General features: G+C 40.7%; 22 protein-coding genes and 1 pseudogene. 15 read left to right on the top strand and 8 right to left on the bottom strand.

Translation table 11 applies throughout. The features are described from left to right. A partial coding sequence (locus DCO44_RS16735) for a hypothetical protein (RefSeq protein WP_213066306.1) occupies nt 1-182 on the top strand: 182 nt, incomplete at its 5' end. Between the two features lie 15 nt (nt 183-197). Here the strand turns inward: DCO44_RS16735 and DCO44_RS03120 are convergent. Beyond that, nucleotides 198-911: a hypothetical protein gene (locus DCO44_RS03120; protein WP_228157496.1), complete on the bottom strand. Its 714-nt coding sequence runs from the start codon at nt 909-911 to the stop codon at nt 198-200. 277 nt (nt 912-1,188) lie between these two features. Here DCO44_RS03120 and DCO44_RS03115 point away from each other — a divergent pair, with 277 nt between their 5' ends. After that, nucleotides 1,189-1,689, top strand: coding sequence for a DUF1877 family protein (locus DCO44_RS03115; RefSeq protein ID WP_116759150.1), 501 nt, complete (start codon nt 1,189-1,191; stop codon nt 1,687-1,689). A 72-nt stretch (nt 1,690-1,761) separates the two neighbouring features. On the opposite strand, the gene DCO44_RS03110 is transcribed toward DCO44_RS03115, so the two are convergent. Both DCO44_RS03110 and DCO44_RS03105 read right to left on the bottom strand, forming a co-directional pair. Next, a complete protein-coding gene (locus DCO44_RS03110; RefSeq protein WP_016168861.1) occupies nt 1,762-2,487 on the bottom strand; it encodes an outer membrane protein OmpK in 726 nt (241 codons plus the stop codon). Between the two features lie 508 nt (nt 2,488-2,995). Then, a pseudogene (locus tag DCO44_RS03105) lies at nt 2,996-3,887 on the bottom strand (allantoinase). Nucleotides 3,888-4,128: 241 nt separating this feature from the next. Between DCO44_RS03105 and DCO44_RS03100 the strand changes: the two are divergent. The 5 genes from DCO44_RS03100 (at nt 4,129) to DCO44_RS03080 (ending at nt 8,497) form a co-directional block, all read left to right on the top strand. Continuing rightward, complete coding sequence (locus DCO44_RS03100) at nt 4,129-4,512, top strand: HPF/RaiA family ribosome-associated protein (RefSeq protein ID WP_116759149.1); 384 nt, start codon at nt 4,129-4,131, stop codon at nt 4,510-4,512. Nucleotides 4,513-4,645: 133 nt separating this feature from the next. Further along, complete coding sequence (locus DCO44_RS03095) at nt 4,646-5,188, top strand: ankyrin repeat domain-containing protein (protein WP_116759148.1); 543 nt, start codon at nt 4,646-4,648, stop codon at nt 5,186-5,188. A 15-nt stretch (nt 5,189-5,203) separates the two neighbouring features. Next, complete coding sequence (locus DCO44_RS03090; RefSeq protein WP_116759147.1) at nt 5,204-5,974, top strand: transporter; 771 nt, start codon at nt 5,204-5,206, stop codon at nt 5,972-5,974. 19 nt (nt 5,975-5,993) lie between these two features. Further along, complete coding sequence (dsbD, locus tag DCO44_RS03085; protein ID WP_228157495.1) at nt 5,994-7,814, top strand: protein-disulfide reductase DsbD; 1,821 nt, start codon at nt 5,994-5,996, stop codon at nt 7,812-7,814. A gap of 2 nt (nt 7,815-7,816) precedes the next feature. Then, entirely contained in the window at nt 7,817-8,497 is a 681-nt protein-coding gene (locus tag DCO44_RS03080) for a glutathione S-transferase family protein (protein WP_116759146.1), read from the top strand. Between the two features lie 16 nt (nt 8,498-8,513). Here DCO44_RS03080 and DCO44_RS03075 read toward each other — a convergent pair whose 3' ends face one another. Continuing rightward, nucleotides 8,514-9,632, bottom strand: coding sequence for a GGDEF domain-containing protein (locus DCO44_RS03075; protein WP_228157494.1), 1,119 nt, complete (start codon nt 9,630-9,632; stop codon nt 8,514-8,516). A gap of 318 nt (nt 9,633-9,950) precedes the next feature. On the opposite strand from DCO44_RS03075, the gene DCO44_RS03070 reads away from it, so the two are divergent. Continuing rightward, nucleotides 9,951-10,517, top strand: coding sequence for an FMN-dependent NADH-azoreductase (locus tag DCO44_RS03070; RefSeq protein ID WP_016168854.1), 567 nt, complete (start codon nt 9,951-9,953; stop codon nt 10,515-10,517). 55 nt (nt 10,518-10,572) lie between these two features. Here DCO44_RS03070 and DCO44_RS03065 read toward each other — a convergent pair whose 3' ends face one another. Continuing rightward, nucleotides 10,573-11,484, bottom strand: a complete 912-nt coding sequence (locus tag DCO44_RS03065; RefSeq protein ID WP_116759145.1) for an alpha/beta hydrolase — start codon at nt 11,482-11,484, stop codon at nt 10,573-10,575. A gap of 159 nt (nt 11,485-11,643) precedes the next feature. On the opposite strand from DCO44_RS03065, the gene DCO44_RS03060 reads away from it, so the two are divergent. After that, on the top strand, nt 11,644-12,081 hold the full coding sequence (locus DCO44_RS03060; protein ID WP_116759144.1) for a DUF2147 domain-containing protein: 438 nt from the start codon (nt 11,644-11,646) through the stop codon (nt 12,079-12,081). Nucleotides 12,082-12,147: 66 nt separating this feature from the next. Here the strand turns inward: DCO44_RS03060 and DCO44_RS03055 are convergent, their stop codons facing one another. After that, nucleotides 12,148-12,498, bottom strand: a complete 351-nt coding sequence (locus tag DCO44_RS03055; protein ID WP_116759143.1) for an arsenate reductase — start codon at nt 12,496-12,498, stop codon at nt 12,148-12,150. Nucleotides 12,499-12,972: 474 nt separating this feature from the next. Continuing rightward, nucleotides 12,973-13,791: an exodeoxyribonuclease III gene (locus DCO44_RS03050; RefSeq protein WP_116759142.1), complete on the bottom strand. Its 819-nt coding sequence runs from the start codon at nt 13,789-13,791 to the stop codon at nt 12,973-12,975. A gap of 40 nt (nt 13,792-13,831) precedes the next feature. Here DCO44_RS03050 and pyrE point away from each other — a divergent pair, with 40 nt between their 5' ends. From pyrE to DCO44_RS03035, 3 genes are all read left to right on the top strand, one after another. Continuing rightward, nucleotides 13,832-14,482 (top strand): orotate phosphoribosyltransferase, encoded by a 651-nt coding sequence (gene pyrE, locus DCO44_RS03045; RefSeq protein WP_116759141.1) that lies wholly within the window; start codon nt 13,832-13,834, stop codon nt 14,480-14,482. A 91-nt stretch (nt 14,483-14,573) separates the two neighbouring features. Next, a complete protein-coding gene (locus tag DCO44_RS03040; RefSeq protein ID WP_165815675.1) occupies nt 14,574-15,686 on the top strand; it encodes an ImmA/IrrE family metallo-endopeptidase in 1,113 nt (370 codons plus the stop codon). Beyond that, the gene (locus DCO44_RS03035) at nt 15,686-16,222 is read left to right on the top strand and encodes a DUF4411 family protein (protein ID WP_116759139.1); all 537 of its coding nucleotides are present in this window, start codon (nt 15,686-15,688) and stop codon (nt 16,220-16,222) included. Before DCO44_RS03040 ends, DCO44_RS03035 begins: the two co-directional genes overlap by 1 nt. Here DCO44_RS03035 and DCO44_RS03030 read toward each other — a convergent pair. Further along, nucleotides 16,212-16,403 carry a DUF3565 domain-containing protein gene (locus DCO44_RS03030; RefSeq protein WP_116759138.1) on the bottom strand — a complete coding sequence of 64 codons (192 nt, stop codon included), beginning with the start codon at nt 16,401-16,403 and terminating at the stop codon, nt 16,212-16,214. The two genes, DCO44_RS03035 and DCO44_RS03030, sit on opposite strands and share 11 nt — an antisense overlap. A 122-nt stretch (nt 16,404-16,525) precedes the next feature. Between DCO44_RS03030 and gshB the strand changes: the two genes are divergently transcribed. The 3 genes from gshB (at nt 16,526) to murC (ending at nt 20,338) form a co-directional block, all read left to right on the top strand. After that, nucleotides 16,526-17,473 carry a glutathione synthase gene (gene gshB / locus DCO44_RS03025; protein ID WP_116759137.1) on the top strand — a complete coding sequence of 316 codons (948 nt, stop codon included), beginning with the start codon at nt 16,526-16,528 and terminating at the stop codon, nt 17,471-17,473. Nucleotides 17,474-17,779: 306 nt separating this feature from the next. Then, nucleotides 17,780-18,877 carry an undecaprenyldiphospho-muramoylpentapeptide beta-N-acetylglucosaminyltransferase gene (gene murG, locus DCO44_RS03020; RefSeq protein ID WP_116759136.1) on the top strand — a complete coding sequence of 366 codons (1,098 nt, stop codon included), beginning with the start codon at nt 17,780-17,782 and terminating at the stop codon, nt 18,875-18,877. 12 nt (nt 18,878-18,889) lie between these two features. Then, nucleotides 18,890-20,338 carry a UDP-N-acetylmuramate--L-alanine ligase gene (gene murC, locus DCO44_RS03015; protein WP_116759135.1) on the top strand — a complete coding sequence of 483 codons (1,449 nt, stop codon included), beginning with the start codon at nt 18,890-18,892 and terminating at the stop codon, nt 20,336-20,338. The last annotated feature ends 28 nt before the right edge of the window (nt 20,339-20,366 follow it).

The raw sequence follows: 20,366 nt of genomic DNA, 5'->3' as shown, positions 1-20,366 counted from the left end.
TATCATCTGTTAAAAGGGTACGTGCCATTGAAATATATAGAAATATAAGGAATTTGAAAGATTATATTAAGTCTTTAAAATCTATTTTTCAAATGAGGACACGCCCTAATTCTTCTAGAAAAAAATTAGTTGCACTGGTATTTAAGAATTTCGCCATTTTATTACCCTCAAAAAAATTATAGAGAAAAAGATATAGGTTATTTAGCTTCCACTTTCAGATAGGTACCACTGGCCGAAACATTATGCCCAAAGCCACAGCCTGATGTATTTTGCTGCTCTTCCACCACAATTTGCTGTCCCTGCTGCGGGTGCATGGCAAACGTTAAATCAATCTGACAATCTTCATAATGGTACACGGCATGTTTCTGATTTAACGGCATTTCTATATCAAAACTGCCGAGGTTTGGTCCATAAATTAGACCGCGTAAACCGAAGTAGTAGCCTTCAAATTCAATTTGATAAGCATTTTTTAGTTTCTTTACGGTGATGGTGTCCCATTGTCCGAAACCATTTTTTGCCACATAAGTTCCTGCCAATGATGTCGATTGTTGCATTTTGGGCAATTGGGACAAATTAAACTGGCTCATTTTCGAATCGGGGTTACGTAGAAACCATGCCCGTGCCCAAAGGGGTTTACCCAGTTTGGCATAGGTCAGCCCGACATTATTGTTGGCGATTTCGATCTCACGATCTGTGACATTGACACCACTTTCATCGGCATTGATTTGGCAAAAATGTGACCAAGCCGCCTGATCTTCAAATTGGGTTAAGGCTTTGGCATATTGTTTTTGGTCATAATATTGCTTACCCAATCGGGCGTATTGTTTCAGTTTGCCACAGCCTTGCTGTAATTCTTGTTCATAGTTCCATTCCGCAGCCTGAGTGCTGGAAAATGATAGAAAGACGCTCATTGTGCAGCCAAGTGTTAAAATTTTAAAAATATTCATTGTTATTCAAATAGAAGAATAGAGTCAGGATTATTCTACGGCAAACCGTAGGAATTGAAATCTCCAAATGGTTGTAGCGAAATGGCCTGTGTCGATACAGCGAGTTTTGAATAAGACAAACAGAAATAAAATTGTTGGCTTCTTAGGTTACAAACTACTGTTGAATTGACACATTTTACCGAGTGTTTTGCCGTGTAAATCGAGCTAAGCTAATTTCAATAAATATAAGAAGGTGCTCATCATGGACGCGTTTCTTTTTAGCATTGCCCCGAATGATTTAGAAAACTTGATGCTTGATGCCTACAACATGAAGGATATAGAACATGCACCAAACTTACAGCAGCAAATTGATTTGGGGAAACTGTGGCCTGTGTTAGATCAGGTCTTGAGCCAACATAGTTCAGCAAGTTTGAGTTTGCATGATTTAATTTATGCAGAATATCCCCTTTCAGAACATCCAAAATTAAAACCTGTTGCACGTTATAACCCTGCGGTTCATGTCATGGAATTAACACAGGCACTCGAACAAATCAGCACAGAAGATTTGCAAAAATACTGTCGGCAACACCGTCCTACTTCCGATATTGCTCAGTTATTAGGGAATAACACGGCTGAGTTGGATCAAGCTGAATTGACCTTATTGTTAACCCAATTAAAAAGCTTTTATCGAAATGCCATGCAACAAAATCATGCGGTGATCAGTCTCATTGCAGAGAATTTACGTCCAAAACGCTTAATTTAAACGGTGGAACTTTTCATTTAGCCATAAAAAAAGCAAGACCAGTGTCTTGCTTTTTTAGCGTTAATTAAATCCTTAGAAATGGTATTTAATTAAAGCACTGACGTTATTTTCGTCTTTACCTTTAATACTGTATTTGTTGTTCCATACAGACCATTCGGTACCAAGGTATAAGCGTGTATTTGGAGAAATGTGTTTACCTACATTCCATTTCCACTGTGTGGTCCAGTTCATTTCGCTCGCATGACCATCTTCTTCAGCAGTCGACCAGTCTAAGAAGCCATCAACCAAGAAGTCTTCTGAACCGACTTTAAATGGCACACCGTAAACCAAAGTCATTTGATAATCGTCAGGTGTGTTTTTGTAGTTGTCTACTTTGTAAAGGTTAACTTGCGCATATTGGAAATATGGAATCGCCAAATCTACACCAATACCATATAAGTAGTTATTGAAACCTTCGCCACCTTCCCAAGTGGTTGCAACCAATACATCTTTAATGGGTCCAAGCTCAAGTTTTTGACCAGAGACTGCACCAAGGCTCAAACGCGGTGAAACTTCGAAATAAGTTTCGTTGCCACTCACATCGTTATTGGTACGGTCAGCAAAAGCGAAAAAATCACCGTATTGCAATTTTGCTGCATATTCAAAAGTTACCGTACTTTGCTCGTCTTCACGTGCAATCAGTTGGTAATCTTCACCATATAAACCCGTGATACTAAAATCTTGCCAGATTGGCGCTGCTTGAGTAAAAGTCGCAGCAGTAGCCAATGCACAGGTTGCCGCAATTTGAGTCAGTTTCATTAAAAATATCTCCCCCGAGAAAGCGTATAAAGGATACAGATTCTTTAGCAAAAATAAAGCCAAATTTGACCAATAATTTAAAAAAACAGCCATTGAAAAGTAGGTGAAAAAACGCTACCCAATGTCATTGAAAATATTCATATTTTTATCAAATGGTATATGTTTTATTGGTTTTTTTGAGAGTGTAAAAACATGATTTAAATTTATTTGGTGTTTATTCAGCAACATAAAAGTTTTATAAGACAGATATTTGCACCAACTCTGTGAAAAATAATTAACTGAATGGTCAATTGTGGGGAGCTTTGAGTCGAGTGAGAACATATATAAGGAGGGAAGTCGGGCGGTATTTTATTGTTTACTGAGGTGAACAATCTTTAAGGCACGATTATGCAATAAAACTTATGAATACAGTGTAGTTGACGCAAATGCCTATATCCCAATGCATTTACGCTCAGTTCATATGCTTTGGTGTAGGGCAGGTTCAACATTACCAATAGGCTTGCTGTATTTATGTCGTCGGTGGATGTTCTTGATACTGATGTTGCGCAATATCGTCACGCCAGCAGATCCAGACTTGTTCATGTGATTGAATATAATCTAAAAATTTTTGTCAGGCTTTAAAGTGCCTTAGACGACCAAGCAAGCGACAATGCATACCCATCGAGAGCATTTTAGGACGATGTTCCCCTTCAGCATATAAAACAGCAAAAGAATCTTTTAAATCTTGAAAAATTGCTCACTGGTACTAAAACCATTCGCAGCACTGAATTTCATATCATGGCTATCCAGCGTATAAGGAATAATGAGGTGTGGGCGACGTTCACCTATGGTATTGGTCAATGTCGTCCAGAAAGGTAAATCATCAGCATCGTAATCACTGTTGTACTGGATTTGCGGAAACTCAGCCAGTAAAGGTCGTGTTTGAGGGCTATCTCGTCCAGTATACCAACCGAGAGGTACGTAGCCAAATAAGGCATCTAAAATACTTATGGCTTGATCCATATGCTGACGTTCAGTAGCCGCATCCATATGTTGATAATATACCAGCGTTGCCCATACCCAAAATGCTTATGGGAAGCTGACGACACTGGAATTCTTTATGAATACGCCAGAACCCCGCCCGAGAATCATATTCATCATCGAGCCCAGCGACATCTGTTTATCGGGGAAGCTCACAGCGCCAAAAATTTTTGATAAAAACTGTTCCGAACCTGCATCTCCATGCTCGATGTGGTTTTCTTCACCTTCTTCATAATTCAGGACAAACTCACTGCAATACGGGCCTGATTGGGCCATGCAGCATCAGGAATTTGACCATGACAGCCAATTAAATCACGGGAATAGGGTGCGGTACGTATCGAGTTGATGAGTTCTTGACCATGCAAGTAAGGAGTTGTCACAATTGGTTATCCTTTTGATAATTTTTTTAAAATAGCACTTGCATATTTTTGAGTTAAGCCCGATATTCAAAGGACAAGGACACGATTCTGCAGACTCAAAAGTGTTCATCATTTCAATGAGGAGATTGGTTCCAAAATTGATTAAAGATGTTCGAATGCTGTGTAAACAGCAAGTTACAAGCGTGCCAAGATAGAAAAGTTTTGCACAAAAAAGATTCAGATAAATAAAGAGGATGAGATTATGAACATTGAAATCCGTACAGATAAAAACATTCAAAATAATGATCGTTTAATTAGTTATGTGCGTGCAGAACTGAATCAAGAATTTCAACGTCATAGTGAACGTATTACCCATTTTTCAGTGCATTTAAGTGATGAAAATGGCGTAAAAGGCGGCGATGATGACATTAAGTGTATGATTGAAGCACGTCCAGCAGGATTAAAACCTGTGGTTGTGAATCATAAAGCTCATAACGTGGATACCGCTTTTCACGGCGCTATGGAGCGTTTGAAACGCAGTCTTGAGCATGTGTTTGAAAAAAGAGAAAATCCCCGAGGTGGGCCATTAGAATATGCTGATGGAGACAAAGATGTGATTGATGATGAAGAAGATGAAGTGCTCTGATTGAGCCTATAATCGAAAAAAAGCCCTGCGGGGCTTTTTTTATATGAATTAAAAACTTTAGATATACATTTACATAAAACAAAACACCGAGAATTCGGCATAATATTCTAAAATTGATGAAAGAGAATGTTCCATGTTAACAGCACAACAACAAGTCTTTGTGCAGGCGATAGAAGAATTAGACCTGCCACAAGTACAACATCTTTTGGCTGGTGGTTTAGATCCAAACTTTATTGATGCTGAAAAAGGACCTGCAGTTTCAGTGTGGTCGGATGGTTTATTTCAATGGTGGGAACATGTCAGCGAAGCCTATGAAGCAGGTCAAGGGCTCAGCGAAGAACAAAAACAGCAAGAATTAGCCGTTCATTTGGATATTTTGGAAGCCTTAATTCAAGCCAAAGCTAATTTTCATTTATGGGATAGCGAAGAGTTGTATGGTCCACTTTGGGATGCAGCAAGTTCAGCGTGTGTACCTGCTGTGCAGCGTTTGTTGGCAATCAAGGTTGATCCCAATACCCGTGATGAGCAAGGGCTGACGATTTTATCTTCAATTAGTGATTTATTTTTTGATTGCGACTTTGATGAAATTAATTGGGGCGAAGCTTTGCCTGAAGAACGTCAAACCCTAGAGCTATTGCGTAGTCAGGGTGCAAAAATGTCGAAAGAATTGGCTTAATCACCGAGGCAAATTATGAAAAATTTACAACAATATGGTGTCTTAGCACTGACGCTTGCTGTGGCATCGCCAGTTTTTGCCACGGAATTTTCGTTTGAACGTCCAGGTTCAGGCATTGGCACAGGTATTACCCCTGTTGGGCAACTGGCTTGGGAGCAAGGTTTACCGAGTGCAAATTATGAAGAAAGTACGGTCAATGGTGTGCAGCAAAAAACGACCACGCTGAATGCCGACATGCTACTTCGTACGGGGATTGCACATAACTTAGAATTACAACTGGGTTGGCAAGGCCCATCATGGAGTCAGGTTAAGCAAGCGGGTAAAACGGTTGATGAAGACGGTTTAGGTGATGTTAGCATTGGTTTAAAAAGTGCAATTGATCTGAATGATGACAACTTGGCCATGGCTGTGCTTTTGGAAGCAGTGTTAGCAACTGGCAATGATGGCTTTACCGCGCATGATGATATTTATGCCTTGGCGACTGTCGTTTCGTATAAGCAAAGTGATTTGGTCGACACGTCCATTACCATGCGTTATGAAGTTCAAGATGGGGACTGGGCTGTGACGGCTGTACCTACCATTGGTTATAAGCTTTCCGATAAATGGTCTGGTTTTTCTGAATTTGTATACCGCAAGGCGGAAAGCCAAGATTATGAGTACTCACTGGGTTCGGGGGTCATGTATGCATTGAATGACCGTACCCAGTTCGATGCCAGTGTTGGTGTCGTACTCAGTGGTGCAGATAAAAGTTATCAATCAGGTCTAGGCGTTTCATACTTATTCTAAGGCGGTGCCACTCTTGTTTATGGAAAAGTCTCTGCTGCTTTCAAAATCTTATGCACGCAGTATGCTCTTACTATGTAGTAGTCTTTTGTTCTTTTGTTCAACACTATTGCATGCACAGTCGTCATTGCTATCCGCTGAAGAGGCTTTTCCAATTCAAATAGAATCGGTTTCTGCACAGGAAGTGCAGTTACATTGGAATATCCCTGAACATTATTATCTGTATCAGCACAAATTTGAGGTGCGTCAGGGGCAACATATTTTGCCCTTAAAACTGCCAAAGGCAGAGGACTTGCATGATGATAACTATGGTCAAACGCAAGTCTATTATCAGCAAGTGCAATTTAAGGTGCCAACGCAGGCTTCGCAAACGTATCAAGTGACTTGGCAAGGTTGTGCCAAAGACCGTATTTGTTATCCCCCACAAGTCATTGAATTTAAAACAGACGCAGATGGTTTGGTGGCCTTACAGAACCAAACGGTCGCTCCCAAAAGGTTGTTAGATTTAAGCGCGAATAGCAATACTCTTTCTGCTGAAAATCCAGATGCCTTGGATCAGAAACTTTCAGCGCCTACACAACAAACGGCACAGGATCAACATTGGTCTACACAATTGGCCGAACGCTCACCGATTTATGGCTTATTGCTGTTTTTAGGCTTGGGTATTTTGTTGGCATTTACCCCTTGTTCTTTACCCATGATCCCGATTCTCAGTTCCTTGATTGTACGTGATCGGCGCGGAGTTAAAGCATGGATGATTGCTTTGGTGTTTGTGTGCAGTATGGCCATGGTCTATGCGGTGTTGGGCTTGGTTGCCTCTTCGGCAGGTTTGAACTTTCAGCGTTGGTTACAACAGCCCTCAACTTTAATTGCATTTAGTTTGCTGTTCGTGGTGTTTGCGCTCAATTTATTTGGACTGTTTGAATTACGTTTGCCCCAAGCGATGGTGCATCGTCTAGACCATTGGCAGTCGATGCAGAAAGGCGGTAGCCTGATTGGCGCGGCAGTTATGGGGATGATTTCAGCTTTGCTGGTCGGCCCTTGTATGACAGCACCGCTGGCAGGTGCTTTGCTATTTATTTCTCAAACTCAGAATCAGTGGCAAGGTGCTTTGCTGTTATTCACGCTGGGTTTTGGTATGGGCCTACCTTTATTGTTGGCCAGTATTCTCGGGGCTAAAGCCTTGCCAAAAGCAGGTTTATGGATGAACCAGATTAAGGTGTTATTTGCCTTTCTGATGTTAGCCTTAGCACTTTATTTCATTCGCCCCTTGCTTTTAGAAAGCTGGATGCAGGGTTTAAGTCTGTTATTGGGTCTCAGCTTTATCGGTTATGCGCTGTATCGTGCCCTATGGCAACAATCGCCTTTACGCCCATTGTATCTCATGATTTTGCTGTTGGTGGTTCCTTATGTGCTGTATAGCCAGTATCAGCAAAGCCAGCGTTTCTTCGTGAAACAGGGACAGCAACAGATGCAGTGGCATGTAGCGCAAACTGCCGCAGAGTTTCAGCAAATTTTGGCGCAAGCTCCGAAAGATCGCGCTATTGTGATTGATGTTTATGCAGACTGGTGCGTGGCATGTCAGCCGATTGAGCATCGCATTTTAAAATCGGCCCAAGTCCAGCAAGCACTCAGTCCATACACGCTGATTAAGTTGGATTTAAGTCATTATGATGCCAGTCATCAACAATTATTAAATCAATGGGATATTTTAGGTCCGCCGACCTATTTATTTTTAAATGCTCAACAACAGGAAGTTCGTGGACTCCGTTTAACAGGGGCATTTAGCGAAGCTGAGCTATTGCAACAATTAAAACAATTCCAACAAGATCTAGGACCTTAATCATGTTAGAACTTTATATTGCCAATAAAAACTATTCCAGTTGGTCGATGCGTCCTTGGTTGGTGCTCAAAGCCTTTGAAATTCCTTTTCAAGAGCACATGATTTATTTTGATCGGGAACGCTCGATTGGAGCATTTAAGCAAAAGTTATTGGCCATTTCAGCCAATGCCAAAGTCCCGATTTTGTATGATCAAGAGTTAAAAATTTGGGATTCTTTGGCCATTTGTGAATATTTGGCAGAGCAATATCCTGAGTATGCGCTTTGGCCCAAGGATAAAGCACAACGTGCCAGAGCCAGAAGTATCAGTGCAGAAATGCACAGTGGCTTTACCCAATTAAGAACCTTATGTGGCATGAATATTCGGGCACAATTGGCAGACGTGGGTCAGCGGCTTTGGGCTGAAGATAGCGAGTTAAGACAGGATGTAGCACGCATTGAGCAAATTTGGGCAGAACGTCCCGATCCCGATGCTTTCCTATGTGGAGCGTTCAGTATTGCCGATGCATTTTATGCGCCTGTCGTGATGCGATTTCAAACCTATGCTTTACCTGTGTCTGCATCGAGTCAGCGTTATATGCAAAACATATTACAACATCCTGCGGTACACGCTTGGGTTGAAGCGGCCATGTTGGAAGGGCGTTGGGTGAATTATTTAGAAGCGTATCAAACCGAAGCTGAGTAAGTGAGAACAAAGAAAGCTAGCTGATCGACGCCACATTTTCCGTTTGCGCTTGGAAAATATGCACCTGATTACGCCCTGATGCTTTGGCTGAGTATAAGGCTTTATCGGCTTGGGTCAGTAACTGAAAGGGTGTTAAAGGCGATGGAGCCGTTGAAATCCCGAAACTGGCAGTCAGCGCAATACGGCTGCCATGATCGTCCTTCAATTCTAAATGTTCAATTGCGGCGCGACAGCGTTCCGCCGTGTGTTGCGCCTGTTCAAGTGTGGTGTGATACAACAGCAATAAAAATTCTTCTCCTCCAAAACGTCCCACGACATCACTCTCACGTAAATGCTGTTTGAGCAGTTGTCCGACCAGAATCAAGGCTTCATCGCCTTTATGATGCCCATAGCAGTCATTAATAGACTTAAAATGATCCAGATCAAGCAAGACCAAGGCATAATTTTGATTTTTCTTACGCTGTATGTGCTCTAAATATTGATTCAGACTACGTCGATTATAAGTATTGGTCAGCGGATCAATTCTGCTGAGTTGTTGAATGAGCTGTTCACGATTGCGCCATTGACTGAGTAGAATTTCAAATAAGATCAGACAAATCATCACCACAGGGGTAATGAAATACAGCATGCTGCCGACCCAAAATGAATTGGCGTAGGCATCATTGGGTAAATTAAAAATGGGGGCATAAGGCAAGATGCCATGTAAACTTAAATAACCACAGACAAATAAATATAAGGTTGAAGGAATTAATGCGCTATAGACAATTGAGCGCGGTAATAATACCAAACCTACCGTGAGTAAACTGACAAAGGAGCTTAAGGTTGCAGGGCTGAGTGTACCAATTAAATAGGCATCTCGGCATAAAGAGGTAATAAAACACCACACGGTGATATAAGGCAAAAAACGTTTGACCCAAGCTTTGTGTTGCCAGTAAACACAAGGATAAATCAGGCTACTGAGCACGACGATAAAAATTAGATTCAGTACAATTTGTTGTTTAACTAGTCCTAAATTGGTCATACTCCATAGGCTGGGGTTCAACCAAATAAAAATTTTCCAGAGTATCCAAACCAGATGGATCACACAGCCTAAAATTAACATCAGAATACATTTATTCAATGTATTCCAGTTCATGATTACCCCATATTCAAGCAAAATTTCCTTGAGCCTATGTTGAGGCGATGCAGTAAATGGGGAAGGTGATTTTGTCGTCATTGATTTTTATTCCCTCGACATCAACAGTTCCTTTGTTGTTTTAAAGCGAGAATTGTTTTTGCTAACAATAGCATGAATTTTAAACAATATTTTGATTGCTTTACATTTCCTTTTTTCAGGGAGATTTAAGCTTGTTCTAAAAATAGAATGTAGTGTATTGATATATGTGATTATTCTATTTTTATAGATGATGTAAACTTGATTCCATTCCAAGAGAGCAAAAATTAGGGCAGCATCATGAAAGTTTTACATATCGATTCAAGTATTTTAGGTACAGCATCTGTTTCTCGCCAGTTGAGCCAAGCGATTGTTGAGCAATTACAAGCGAAGCATGACAATGTACAGGTTGAGTATTTGGATTTGGCAGCACAGCCGATTCCACATTTAACTGCGGAAATCTTAATGGGGCAAAATGCTGAGCAAGCGGCTTTAGGCGAACAGATCATCCAGCAGTACTTGGCCGCAGATGTGGTCGTTGTTGGTGCAGCCATGTACAACTTTGGTTTGGCTTCAACCTTAAAAGCATGGATTGATCGTATTAGTGTTGCCGGTAAAACCTTTAAATACACTGAAAATGGCCCTGTAGGTTTGGCTGGCAATAAACAGGTCTATATTGCTAGCAGTCGTGGCGGTGTCTATGGTGACAATAGTCCAGCAGATTTCCAAGAAGGCTTTTTGAAAACTGTGTTTAACTTTACCGGTGTCGAGCAGGTAGATGTCGTGCGTGCTGAAGGTGTCAACATGGGTGAAGAACTGAAAAATAAAGCCATTGAAGCCGCTTTGGCACAGGTTAAACTCATCTAAGCTTGAAGATTTAGAAACGAAAAGGTCAGCATGTGCTGACCTTTTTTATGGCAATTTAATTTTTATCTAGGCGGTGCGCGAATGCGGCTAAATCGGCTAAAGCTTGCTGTGCTTCTGCAAACCAAGCGCTGAACATTTGGAAATTGTGCCACATTCCCGTATAAATTTTAAATTCGACTTTAACACCAGCCGCTTCGGCTTGTTGCTGAAAGCGTTGTCCATCATCCATTAAAATTTCTTTAGAACCGACCTGAATCAGTGTCGGAGGTAAACCCGTCAAATCATCGAATAAAGGCGAGACGCGTGGATCACCACGATCGATGTCTGCCGGTAAGTAGTAATCAATCCCTGCTTCTAAGGCTTCTATAGAGAGCAAAGCATCGTGTTTTTGGTTAAAGCGCAGTGATTCACTGGTCAGCGTTAAATCTAAAAATGGCGAAAGTAAAATTAAGCCACTGACCTGTTCGAGTTGTGCTTGGCGGATTTTAATCGCCAAAGCAACTGCAAGGTTTGCGCCACAAGAATCACCCGATAAAATAATATCTTTGGCTAGAATGCCTTGGTCGAGCAAATTTAAATACATCTCAAATAAAGCATCAATTGCTTCTGGGAAAGGATGTTCTGGTGAGAGCGGATAATCGACATGCAAAACCTGCATTTGTGTTCGTGCTGCAATCTGACTTAAAAATGCACGATGCGTTTTAAGTGAGCCGAGAAAAAAAACGCCACCATGAATATGAAAAATGAGCTGGGTAGATTCCTTTTGTGGTTTAAGCTCTTCAGCATGAAATTGCCCTAAACGTAAAGGGCGAACTTGGACATCTGCCTGAGTCGGAAAAAGTTTACAGAGTTGTTCTAAGCCCTGTCGCAGTATATTCGGGGGAAGATTGTATTGGCTAGGCGTGCGGATGGTCGTTTTTAAAAGGCTTTCTGTAATGAATTGTTTCCACGGTGCTGAAATCTTCATGGTTGTTCCATTTTGTTATAAATTATGCCTAAATAGTGGTCTATTTACCCACAATAATGAGAAGGGTACACTAAACAGTCACATTCAAGAATTGCAAATTTGTTGTGGCTTTACAATACTGAAAGACGTCTACAGAACAGACTAGGGAAATCAACAAAAATGAAAAAGATTGCACTTGCATTAGGATTGCTCGGATTCACAGTACTTGCCAATGCGGCTGATCCGTTAAATGGTACAGTTTGGAAAACCATTGATGATAAAACCAAACAACCGCGCGCGGTTGTGAAATTTACTGAGCAAAAAAATGGTGTTTTGACTGCCAGTATTCAAAGCATTTTAACGCCGGGCGAAGAAAATGCCTGTAGTAAATGTGAAGGTCCATATCACAACAAATCACTGAAAGGTCTAACCATTGTTCGTGGTCTGAAAAATGCCGGTGGCACGAAATATGATGAGGGTACGATTTTAGACCCGAAAAATGGCAAAACCTATAGCTTGAAAGGTGAATTGACTTCAGGTGGCAAAAAGCTTGAGCTTCGTGGTTATTTGGGTGTAGCTGTATTAGGGCGTAACCAAACTTGGGTTCGCGTCAACTAAAACGGTAAAGAGATGTGAAAAAGCCTGATAGATAATCAGGCTTTTTTTATAATCAAAATTGGTGCTTTAAGCCGAAATTGTTCGATAGGCGGCTTCATCAAAACCGACCATATATCCTTGAGCTGTTTGTAAAACGGGGCGTTTGATTAAACTCGGCTGGGCCATCAGCGTTTCGATTAATTGATCTTGTGAAGCTAGAGCAAACTGTTGTTCCGCTTCCGTGAGTTTACGCCAAGTAGTCCCTTTCTTATTTAAGATAAGCTCTTGCCCGACGTGTTCCAACCAGACTTTAAGCGTTTCGGCATCAATCCCTTGTTTTTTATAATCATGAAATTCATAGGCCAAGCCCAGTTCATTCAATAGATCAAAGGCTTTTTTCATAGAGCTACAGTTTTTAATGCCATAAATTTTAAGCATGCAGAATACATTCCTGAAGATAATGATTGAGCATAGGGTAAACAAAAAAATCTGCTTTCTCTAGCAGTGCAGGAAAATTAGGCGAAAGATGTTAATGCCATGGGAATTGTCATCGAATTGCAATCTAAACTTGGCATGCTATGTTCATGAAGAACAAGAATGTTAAAAGAATCAGAACATCAGCGCTTAAATAAAAATAAGCAATAAAAAAGAGAAAACCCGCATTTAATCATCCTGATTATGCGGGTCTCATTACAACGTCCATTGTCACATCCTTGAAAACAAACTCAAACCGAGTGTGTTTTATTCCATCCTACGGCTTCCTATCCCTTTGCTGTCATCCTGACATGTCCCTGTGCCGTGCCGCTATGATGCCGTTTCTGACTTAGGATAAAAAGACCACAAATACGTCATGTGTTGTGAGCAAAAAGATAATATTGAGTGAACATTTGTTCACTCAAATACGAAAATTACTTAAATTTGATAGTCAATAATGACGGGTGCATGGTCACTAAACCATTCATCTTTATAGACCCAAGCATTGACTGTGCGTGACTTCCAGTCAGGTGAGCAGGCTTGGTAATCAATACGCCAACCCACGTTCTTGGCGCGGGCCTGTCCACGATTCGACCACCAAGAATAAAGTTCAGCTTCTTTGCGTACTTCGCGGAAAGTATCGACATAACCCAGTTCATCATAAATATGATCGAGCCAAGCACGTTCATGCGGTAAGCAACCTGAAGATTTTTGATTGCCTGACCAGTTTTTAATATCAATGCGCTTATGCACAATATTGTAGTCACCACACACGATGATCGATTTATTTTCAGCACGCCATTGTTTGAGAATCTGTTGATAATTTTCTAAAAAATGATCTTTGCGTGCTTGTGCTTCGTCACCTGACGAACCTGAAGGTAAATACAAAGAGCAAATATGTACGGGGTGATCTAAACCTAAATCGAATTCCGCACTGATAAAGCGCCCTTGAGAGTCGGCCAGTTCAAAACCTAAACCATCTGTTACAGACACAAAGGGTAAACGGCTATAAATGGCCGTGCCTGCATAACCCGCGCGTTCCGCAGGGAATAAATGTGTGTACCAGCCTTCAGGTTTAAATTTATCTGTCCATTGTGCATGGGTGATGCGACTTTCTTGCATGCACACCACATCGGCATCGGACTTTTCTAACCATTCCAATAAGCCTTTGGTCACTGATGAACGTAAGCCATTTACGTTAATTGAAACCACTCGTAAAATTTTTTGATCACTTGGGTAGCTACTCTTTGGTATCATGCGCAGTCATAACCTCAATGTATGAATTTCGGAGCACCTCATGTCAACGCCAGCTCAATTTAACCCACAAGCATTTATCGAACTCGCTTTATCACGTGGTGTGCTTAAATTTGGTGAGTTTACTTTAAAATCAGGCCGAGTGAGTCCTTATTTTTTTAATGCAGGTTTATTGAATGATGGTGAGGCCTTATCTTTGTTGGCTTCAGGTTATGCAGATAAATTAACCCAGTGTGATCACGTTGAAGTGGTGTTTGGTCCTGCATATAAAGGGATTCCTTTTGTCGCAGCAACGGCTGTAGCATTGTCGCAAAATCATGGCGTGAGTGTGCCATGGGGCTTTAACCGTAAAGAAGCGAAAGACCACGGTGAAGGTGGTGTGTTGGTCGGTGCATCAGTTGCAGGCAAAAAAGTCTGGATCATTGATGACGTAATTACCGCAGGAACAGCGATTCGTGAAGTGGTCACGATTCTAAAAAATGCGGGTGCACAAATTGCAGGTGTATTGGTGGCTTTAGACCGTCAGGAAAAAGGTCAGGGTGAATTATCTGCGATTCAAGAAGTACAAAAAGAATTGGAAATACCTGTACATGCCTTAATTACCATGAAAGATTTAATGAATTATTTAGATGCCAAAGGTGAAAGCGAAGCCTTGGCGAAAATGGAAGCCTACCGTATGAAATACGGCATCTAAATGATAAATATGGATAGAGACACTTGTCTCTATCCACTAAATTAAGTATATATAAAATAATAAAAATGATTATAATTCGATCATGATAATTTTGAACGTAACTTTAAAAAATCTTGAATGGGCGGCAGCTAATATAGAAATGCCGTTGAATATAGTTGTCTCTAAAATTACTTCATCGCCTAAAAACCAATCTAGAATACTTGAAGGCTCTTTAACTATTAAAGAAGCAGAAAAGTTTTCACAAATTACGAAGATACCTTTTGGTTATTTATTCTTAGATAATCCTCCAAAATCTGAACGTATCATAATTCCAGATTTGAGACAAAAGCCTAACCCTGAGCCTTTAAGTGAAAACTTCCATGATGTACTCAAAGATATAAAGTTCAAACATGAATGGTATTTAGAATACATTAAAGAGATTGAGGTCGAACCATTAAATTTTGTAGGTAAATTTGATAATAATGCCTCATATAAGGACATTGCTGTTGATATTTGTGATGTTCTTGATTTACCAATTAATCCCAAGAGTCGTAAAGAAAGAGAGGGATATTTTACTTCGCTGATAGAGCGATGTGAGCAGGCTAGAATTCTCGTGTTTAGAAGTGGAGTTGTTGGAAGTAATAATAAAAAAATATTGGATATTGATGAGTTCAGGGGGTTTGTACTTACTCATAAATTTGCACCAGCAATTTTTATTAATTTACAAGATTCCCCATCAGCAAGAATTTTTACTTTGATTCATGAATTAGCTCATATTTGGTTAGGACAAAACGGTATTGATGATCTACATATTGATGCTAAAGATGATATAGAAATTTTGTGTAATCGAGTTGCTGCAGAAGTTTTAGTTCCCCAAAAAGTTTTTAAACGGAAATGGGATGAATTGGAAGGTAATATTTCTGATTTAAGTGATTATTTTGGTGTAAGTGAAATAGTAATTGCTAGGGTGGCACTTACTTTATCTTATATGTCTAAATCTGAATATATAGATAATTATCATAGAGATCAATTCATAGATAGAAATAAAAGAAGCCAAATTAATGGTGGTGATTATTATCGAAATGCTTTGGGAAAAAATACTTTGGCACTTTCAAGGGCTGTATTTAATAAGGCAATGTCGGGTGGGATTACTTTACGTGAGGCAGGTAAAGTTTTAGGTATGAATCCTCAAAGTGTCATGGTGCTCGGAGAGAATTATATATAATGAGTACAGTAGTTAAGTATCTAATCGATTCTAATATTTTTATTGATGGTCACAATAGATTTTATCATCCGAAATTTTGTGATTTATTTTGGGATTGGCTCAATGATGGTTTTATTCAGCATGTATTCTTTAGTATTGATAAAGTCAAGGATGAAGTGACTAAGCCTGATCCAACTAAAAATGAACTTTCACGCTTAATAAGTGCTAATCGATTGCCTTCCCAATTCTTTGTTTCTAGTTTGGCTAATCAGAATCTATTTAAAAGTTATAGTGAAGTAATTTCTTGGAGTGCTAATCATAATTTTTATTCATCGTTAGCGAAGGAAGAATTTGCTAGTTCAACCATTGCTGATGCGTATTTAATTTCTGTAGCAAAAGCAGAAGGATACACAATTGTTACTGCGGAAACTTCTCAGCCACATGATAAGAATAGGATAAGAATACCTGATGCTGCAAAAATCTTTAATGTAAAAACAGTGAGATTAGATCAATTATTAAAATTACATGCAGAAGATAATTTTAAATTCAAATTGTAGTATCACACTTTTTACACTCTAGCATCACGCCTAATTTCTCTTTCCGCCCTTGTTCAGTCATCACCCAAGGTCGATTTTGCCAAGGCGGAGTGTGGCGGACATGTTGAGTATGTCCGCAGGCTAAATCTGCTACCCAATGCTGTTCATCATCTAAATGAAAACCAATAATGGCTTGTTGCATAGCGGAAACCTAAATGAAGTTATACAAAATTATCCATAAGTGAAAATTGAAATTCAGAAATAGAACCGAATAATCTCCGTTATACTCCTAGCTGATTATATCTTTAAACAAGAGTTTTGATTATGCGCGTACTTGTTGTGATGGACCCCATTGAAAGTGTCAATTTGAAAAAAGACTCAACTATGGCCATGTTGTGGGCGGCAAGCCGCCGCGGGCATGAACTGGGTTATGCATTACAACAGGATTTATATATCGAGCAGGGTAAAGCGTTTGGTTTAATTGCACCATTAAAGGTGTTTGAAGATTACGACCATTATTATGAATTGGGTGAAAAGAAGAAAGAATCCATCGCGGCGTATGACGTGGTGTTGATGCGTAAAGACCCGCCATTTGATATGAACTTTGTCTATACCACCTATATTTTAGAGCAGGCAGAACGAGAAGGGGCGTGGATTATTAACAAACCACAAAGTCTGCGTGACTGTAATGAGAAACTATTTGCCACACAGTTTCCAGAACTGCAAGTGCCGACATTGGTCACTTCACAGCAAGGTTTAATTCGTGAATTTATTAAAGAACAAGGCGATGTGATTGTAAAACCGCTTGATGGTATGGGCGGCATGGGAATTTTCCGTCTCTATCAAGACGGGGTAAATATTGGCTCAACCATTGAAATTTTAACCAATCATGGTACTCAGCCGATAATGGCACAGCGCTATATTCCTGAAATTGTCGAAGGGGATAAGCGTATTTTAATGATCAATGGCGAGCCTGTACCGTATTGCTTGGCACGAATTCCACAAAATGGTGAAGTTCGTGGTAACTTGGCTGCAGGTGGTTTGGGGGAAGCCCGTCCATTGACCGAAAATGACCGTAACATTGCAGAAAAAGTGGGCCCATTCTTACGTGAGAAAGGGCTGATTTTTGTCGGTCTAGATGTGATTGGTAATTACGTGACTGAAATTAATGTCACTAGCCCAACCTGTATTCGTGAAATTGATAACCAATTTGGGACTCAAATTGCGGATGATTTATTTGCCGTATTAGAGGCAGGTCGCCCAAGCGTTTAAGTAAATTTGAATATGCTCAATACCTCAATCACAAGCGTGTGGTTGAGGATTGTGCAATACGCTATAGGCTCAAAATCTAAGCGAAAGATCTTTCCAAAAATACAAGCGATTTGCGGTTTTTAACAAAGATAGCGGTTTTTTATACTAGATTAATAATAAAACTTGTTTAAACTTACAAAACTGAAGAAAAAAACAATGAAACGCTGGGTGAAACAAAGTAAATAAACTTTCGCGCCCCTGCGTTTGTGATTACAATTGTTAACTTAAATGAATTTTGCCTATTTTTTTGAACTGAAGAATTAAACCGTGACTGATGTACAGCAAACAAAGCCCAAACGCGTAATGATGATGGCCGCTGGTACTGGTGGACATGTTTTTCCAGCACTTGCCGTTGCAAAACAATTGCAACAACAAGGAACACAAGTGTCTTGGTTGGCAACACCTACAGGCATGGAAAATCGCTTATTAAAAAATCAAAATATTCCAATTTATCAAATTGATATTCAAGGCGTACGTGGCAATGGTGTGGTACGTAAATTATTGGCACCTTTTAAAATTCTAAAAGCGACTCTAAGCGCCATGCGCTATATGAAACAGTTGAATATTGATGCTGTCGCTGGTTTTGGTGGTTACGTCGCGGGGCCTGGTGGTTTGGCCGCACGGGTTTTGGGTATTCCTGTACTTATTCATGAGCAAAATGCCATCGCAGGGTTTACCAATACGCAACTATCGCGTGTTGCGACCACGGTGTGTCAGGCTTTTCCGCAGACATTTTCTGAACAAGCCAAAATTGTCACCACAGGTAATCCTGTACGCAAAGAAATTACCGAAATTTTAAATCCCTCTTGGCGTTATCAAGAGCGTGAAAAAGCCCATCAACCGCTTCGCATTTTAATTGTTGGTGGTTCTTTGGGTGCGAAAGCACTGAATGAATGTGTACCCGAAGCGTTAAAACTATTAAATGTGCCACTTCGTGTCTATCATCAATGTGGTCAAAATCATACAGAAGCAACACAGGCACGTTATGCCAATGCACCTGCGAATTTGGACGTTGAAGTGCATCCTTTTATTGAGGATATGGCTCAAGCGTATTCAAATGCAGACCTCATTATCTGTCGTGCGGGTGCTTTGACTGTGACTGAAATTGCCACAGCCGGCGTCGCGGCTATATTTGTACCGTTGCCCAGTGCTGTGGATGACCACCAAACTGCCAATGCCAAGTTCTTAGCGAATATTGGGGCTGCGAAAATTTGTCCGCAAGCCAATATGAGCCCTGAAAGTTTAAAAGAATTGTTAGTGCCGTTAATGAACCGTTCACTATTGTCCGAAATGGCAGTCAAAGCGCGTCAACAGGCTCAACCCGATGCAACTCAACATGTCGTTGAGTTAATTCAAGAATTGTGATTAGAGTAAGCTATGTCTCCATCTACACCTGCTGATCAAGCAAAGAAATTAATTAAAATCCCTGAAATGCGTCGTATTAAGCACATCCATTTCGTGGGTATTGGTGGTGCTGGGATGTGCGGCATTGCGGAAGTATTGAAAAACCAAGGCTATAAAGTGTCTGGTTCAGATATCAAGGCATCAAAAACCACGCTACAGCTCGAAGAAAACGGGATTAAAGTTTATATCGGGCATGCAGCAGAAAATATCCAAGGCGCCAATGTTTTGGTGGTTTCAACAGCCATTGATCCAGAAAATCCTGAAATTAAGGCGGCAATTGAACATCGCACACCTGTGGTTCGCCGTGCAGAAATGCTGGGTGAGTTGATGCGTTACCGTCATGGTATTGCTGTCGCTGGAACACACGGTAAAACCACAACCACCAGTCTTGTGACTTGTATGTTGGCTGAAGAAAACCTCGATCCAACGTATGTGATTGGTGGTTTGTTAAATCGTACTGGCGTGAATGCAGCATTGGGTGCAAGTCGTTTTATTGTGGCTGAAGCAGACGAGTCAGATGCATCTTTCCTGTATTTACAGCCCATGGCAACCATTGTGACCAACATCGATGCTGATCATATGGACACCTATGGTGGCAGCTTTGATGTGCTGAAAGACACTTTTATACAGTTTTTACAAAAAATGCCATTTTACGGTTTGGCCGTGGTGTGTGGTGATGATGCCAACATCCGTGAAATTATGCCGCGCATTGGTCGTCCATTGGTGACTTACGGATTTAACGAAGACAATGACATTCGTGCGGTAGACATTGCACAAGAAGGCATGCAGTCACACTTTACCGTATTACGTAAAGATCGTGAGCCTTTACGCCTGACCATTAACCTGCCAGGCTTGCATAACATTTTAAATGCCCTTGCTGCGATTGGTATTGCCACCGATGAAGGGGTATCCGATGCTGCGATTGCACGTGCACTAGAAGGTTTCAGTGGTGTGGGGCGTCGTTTCCAAGTTCAAGGTGAGTTTGAGCTGGGCGAAGGCAATGTAAAATTGGTGGATGACTATGGACATCACCCGAAAGAAGTAGAAGCGACCATTAAAGCAGCACGTGCCAGCCATCCAGACCGTCGTTTGGTGATGTTGTTCCAGCCGCACCGTTTTAGTCGTACCCGTGATTGTTTTGATGATTTTGTTGATGTGTTGTCACAAGTTGATCAATTGTTGTTATTAGAAGTTTATCCTGCTGGGGAAAAACCAATTGTGGGCGCAGACAGCCGTGCATTGGCGCGTAGTATTCGTTTGCGTGGTGAAGTTGAGCCCATCTTGGTCGATCCAGTAGAAGGGAACTTGCCGAATGTAATGCGTAAAGTGTTACAAGCGAATGACTTGTTATTAACACAAGGCGCAGGTAATGTGGGAGCTATCTCAGTTGAGCTGGCGCAACATCAATTATATGTAGATTAATTGCCGTCTTCGGTTTCAATTAAAAAGT

Source organism: Acinetobacter sp. AM (assembly GCF_003105055.1).
Lineage (GTDB): Bacteria > Pseudomonadota > Gammaproteobacteria > Pseudomonadales > Moraxellaceae > Acinetobacter > Acinetobacter tibetensis.
The sequence above is the reverse complement of the archived record's forward strand: the minus strand, read 5'-3'. Positions and strand labels throughout refer to the sequence as shown.

Excerpts from the sequence above, each read along its gene's own strand:
- DCO44_RS03120 (WP_228157496.1), bottom strand. The coding sequence starts at position 911 with ATGAGCGTCTTTCTATCATTTTCCAGCACTCAGGCTGCGGAATGGAAC.
- DCO44_RS03115 (WP_116759150.1), top strand. The coding sequence starts at position 1,189 with ATGGACGCGTTTCTTTTTAGCATTGCCCCGAATGATTTAGAAAACTTG.
- DCO44_RS03110 (WP_016168861.1), bottom strand. The coding sequence starts at position 2,487 with ATGAAACTGACTCAAATTGCGGCAACCTGTGCATTGGCTACTGCTGCG.
- DCO44_RS03100 (WP_116759149.1), top strand. The coding sequence starts at position 4,129 with ATGAACATTGAAATCCGTACAGATAAAAACATTCAAAATAATGATCGT.
- DCO44_RS03095 (WP_116759148.1), top strand. The coding sequence starts at position 4,646 with ATGTTAACAGCACAACAACAAGTCTTTGTGCAGGCGATAGAAGAATTA.
- DCO44_RS03090 (WP_116759147.1), top strand. The coding sequence starts at position 5,204 with ATGAAAAATTTACAACAATATGGTGTCTTAGCACTGACGCTTGCTGTG.
- dsbD (WP_228157495.1), top strand. The coding sequence starts at position 5,994 with ATGGAAAAGTCTCTGCTGCTTTCAAAATCTTATGCACGCAGTATGCTC.
- DCO44_RS03080 (WP_116759146.1), top strand. The coding sequence starts at position 7,817 with ATGTTAGAACTTTATATTGCCAATAAAAACTATTCCAGTTGGTCGATG.
- DCO44_RS03075 (WP_228157494.1), bottom strand. The coding sequence starts at position 9,632 with ATGAACTGGAATACATTGAATAAATGTATTCTGATGTTAATTTTAGGC.
- DCO44_RS03070 (WP_016168854.1), top strand. The coding sequence starts at position 9,951 with ATGAAAGTTTTACATATCGATTCAAGTATTTTAGGTACAGCATCTGTT.
- DCO44_RS03065 (WP_116759145.1), bottom strand. The coding sequence starts at position 11,484 with ATGAAGATTTCAGCACCGTGGAAACAATTCATTACAGAAAGCCTTTTA.
- DCO44_RS03060 (WP_116759144.1), top strand. The coding sequence starts at position 11,644 with ATGAAAAAGATTGCACTTGCATTAGGATTGCTCGGATTCACAGTACTT.
- DCO44_RS03055 (WP_116759143.1), bottom strand. The coding sequence starts at position 12,498 with ATGCTTAAAATTTATGGCATTAAAAACTGTAGCTCTATGAAAAAAGCC.
- DCO44_RS03050 (WP_116759142.1), bottom strand. The coding sequence starts at position 13,791 with ATGATACCAAAGAGTAGCTACCCAAGTGATCAAAAAATTTTACGAGTG.
- pyrE (WP_116759141.1), top strand. The coding sequence starts at position 13,832 with ATGTCAACGCCAGCTCAATTTAACCCACAAGCATTTATCGAACTCGCT.
- DCO44_RS03035 (WP_116759139.1), top strand. The coding sequence starts at position 15,686 with ATGAGTACAGTAGTTAAGTATCTAATCGATTCTAATATTTTTATTGAT.
- DCO44_RS03030 (WP_116759138.1), bottom strand. The coding sequence starts at position 16,403 with ATGCAACAAGCCATTATTGGTTTTCATTTAGATGATGAACAGCATTGG.
- gshB (WP_116759137.1), top strand. The coding sequence starts at position 16,526 with ATGCGCGTACTTGTTGTGATGGACCCCATTGAAAGTGTCAATTTGAAA.
- murC (WP_116759135.1), top strand. The coding sequence starts at position 18,890 with ATGTCTCCATCTACACCTGCTGATCAAGCAAAGAAATTAATTAAAATC.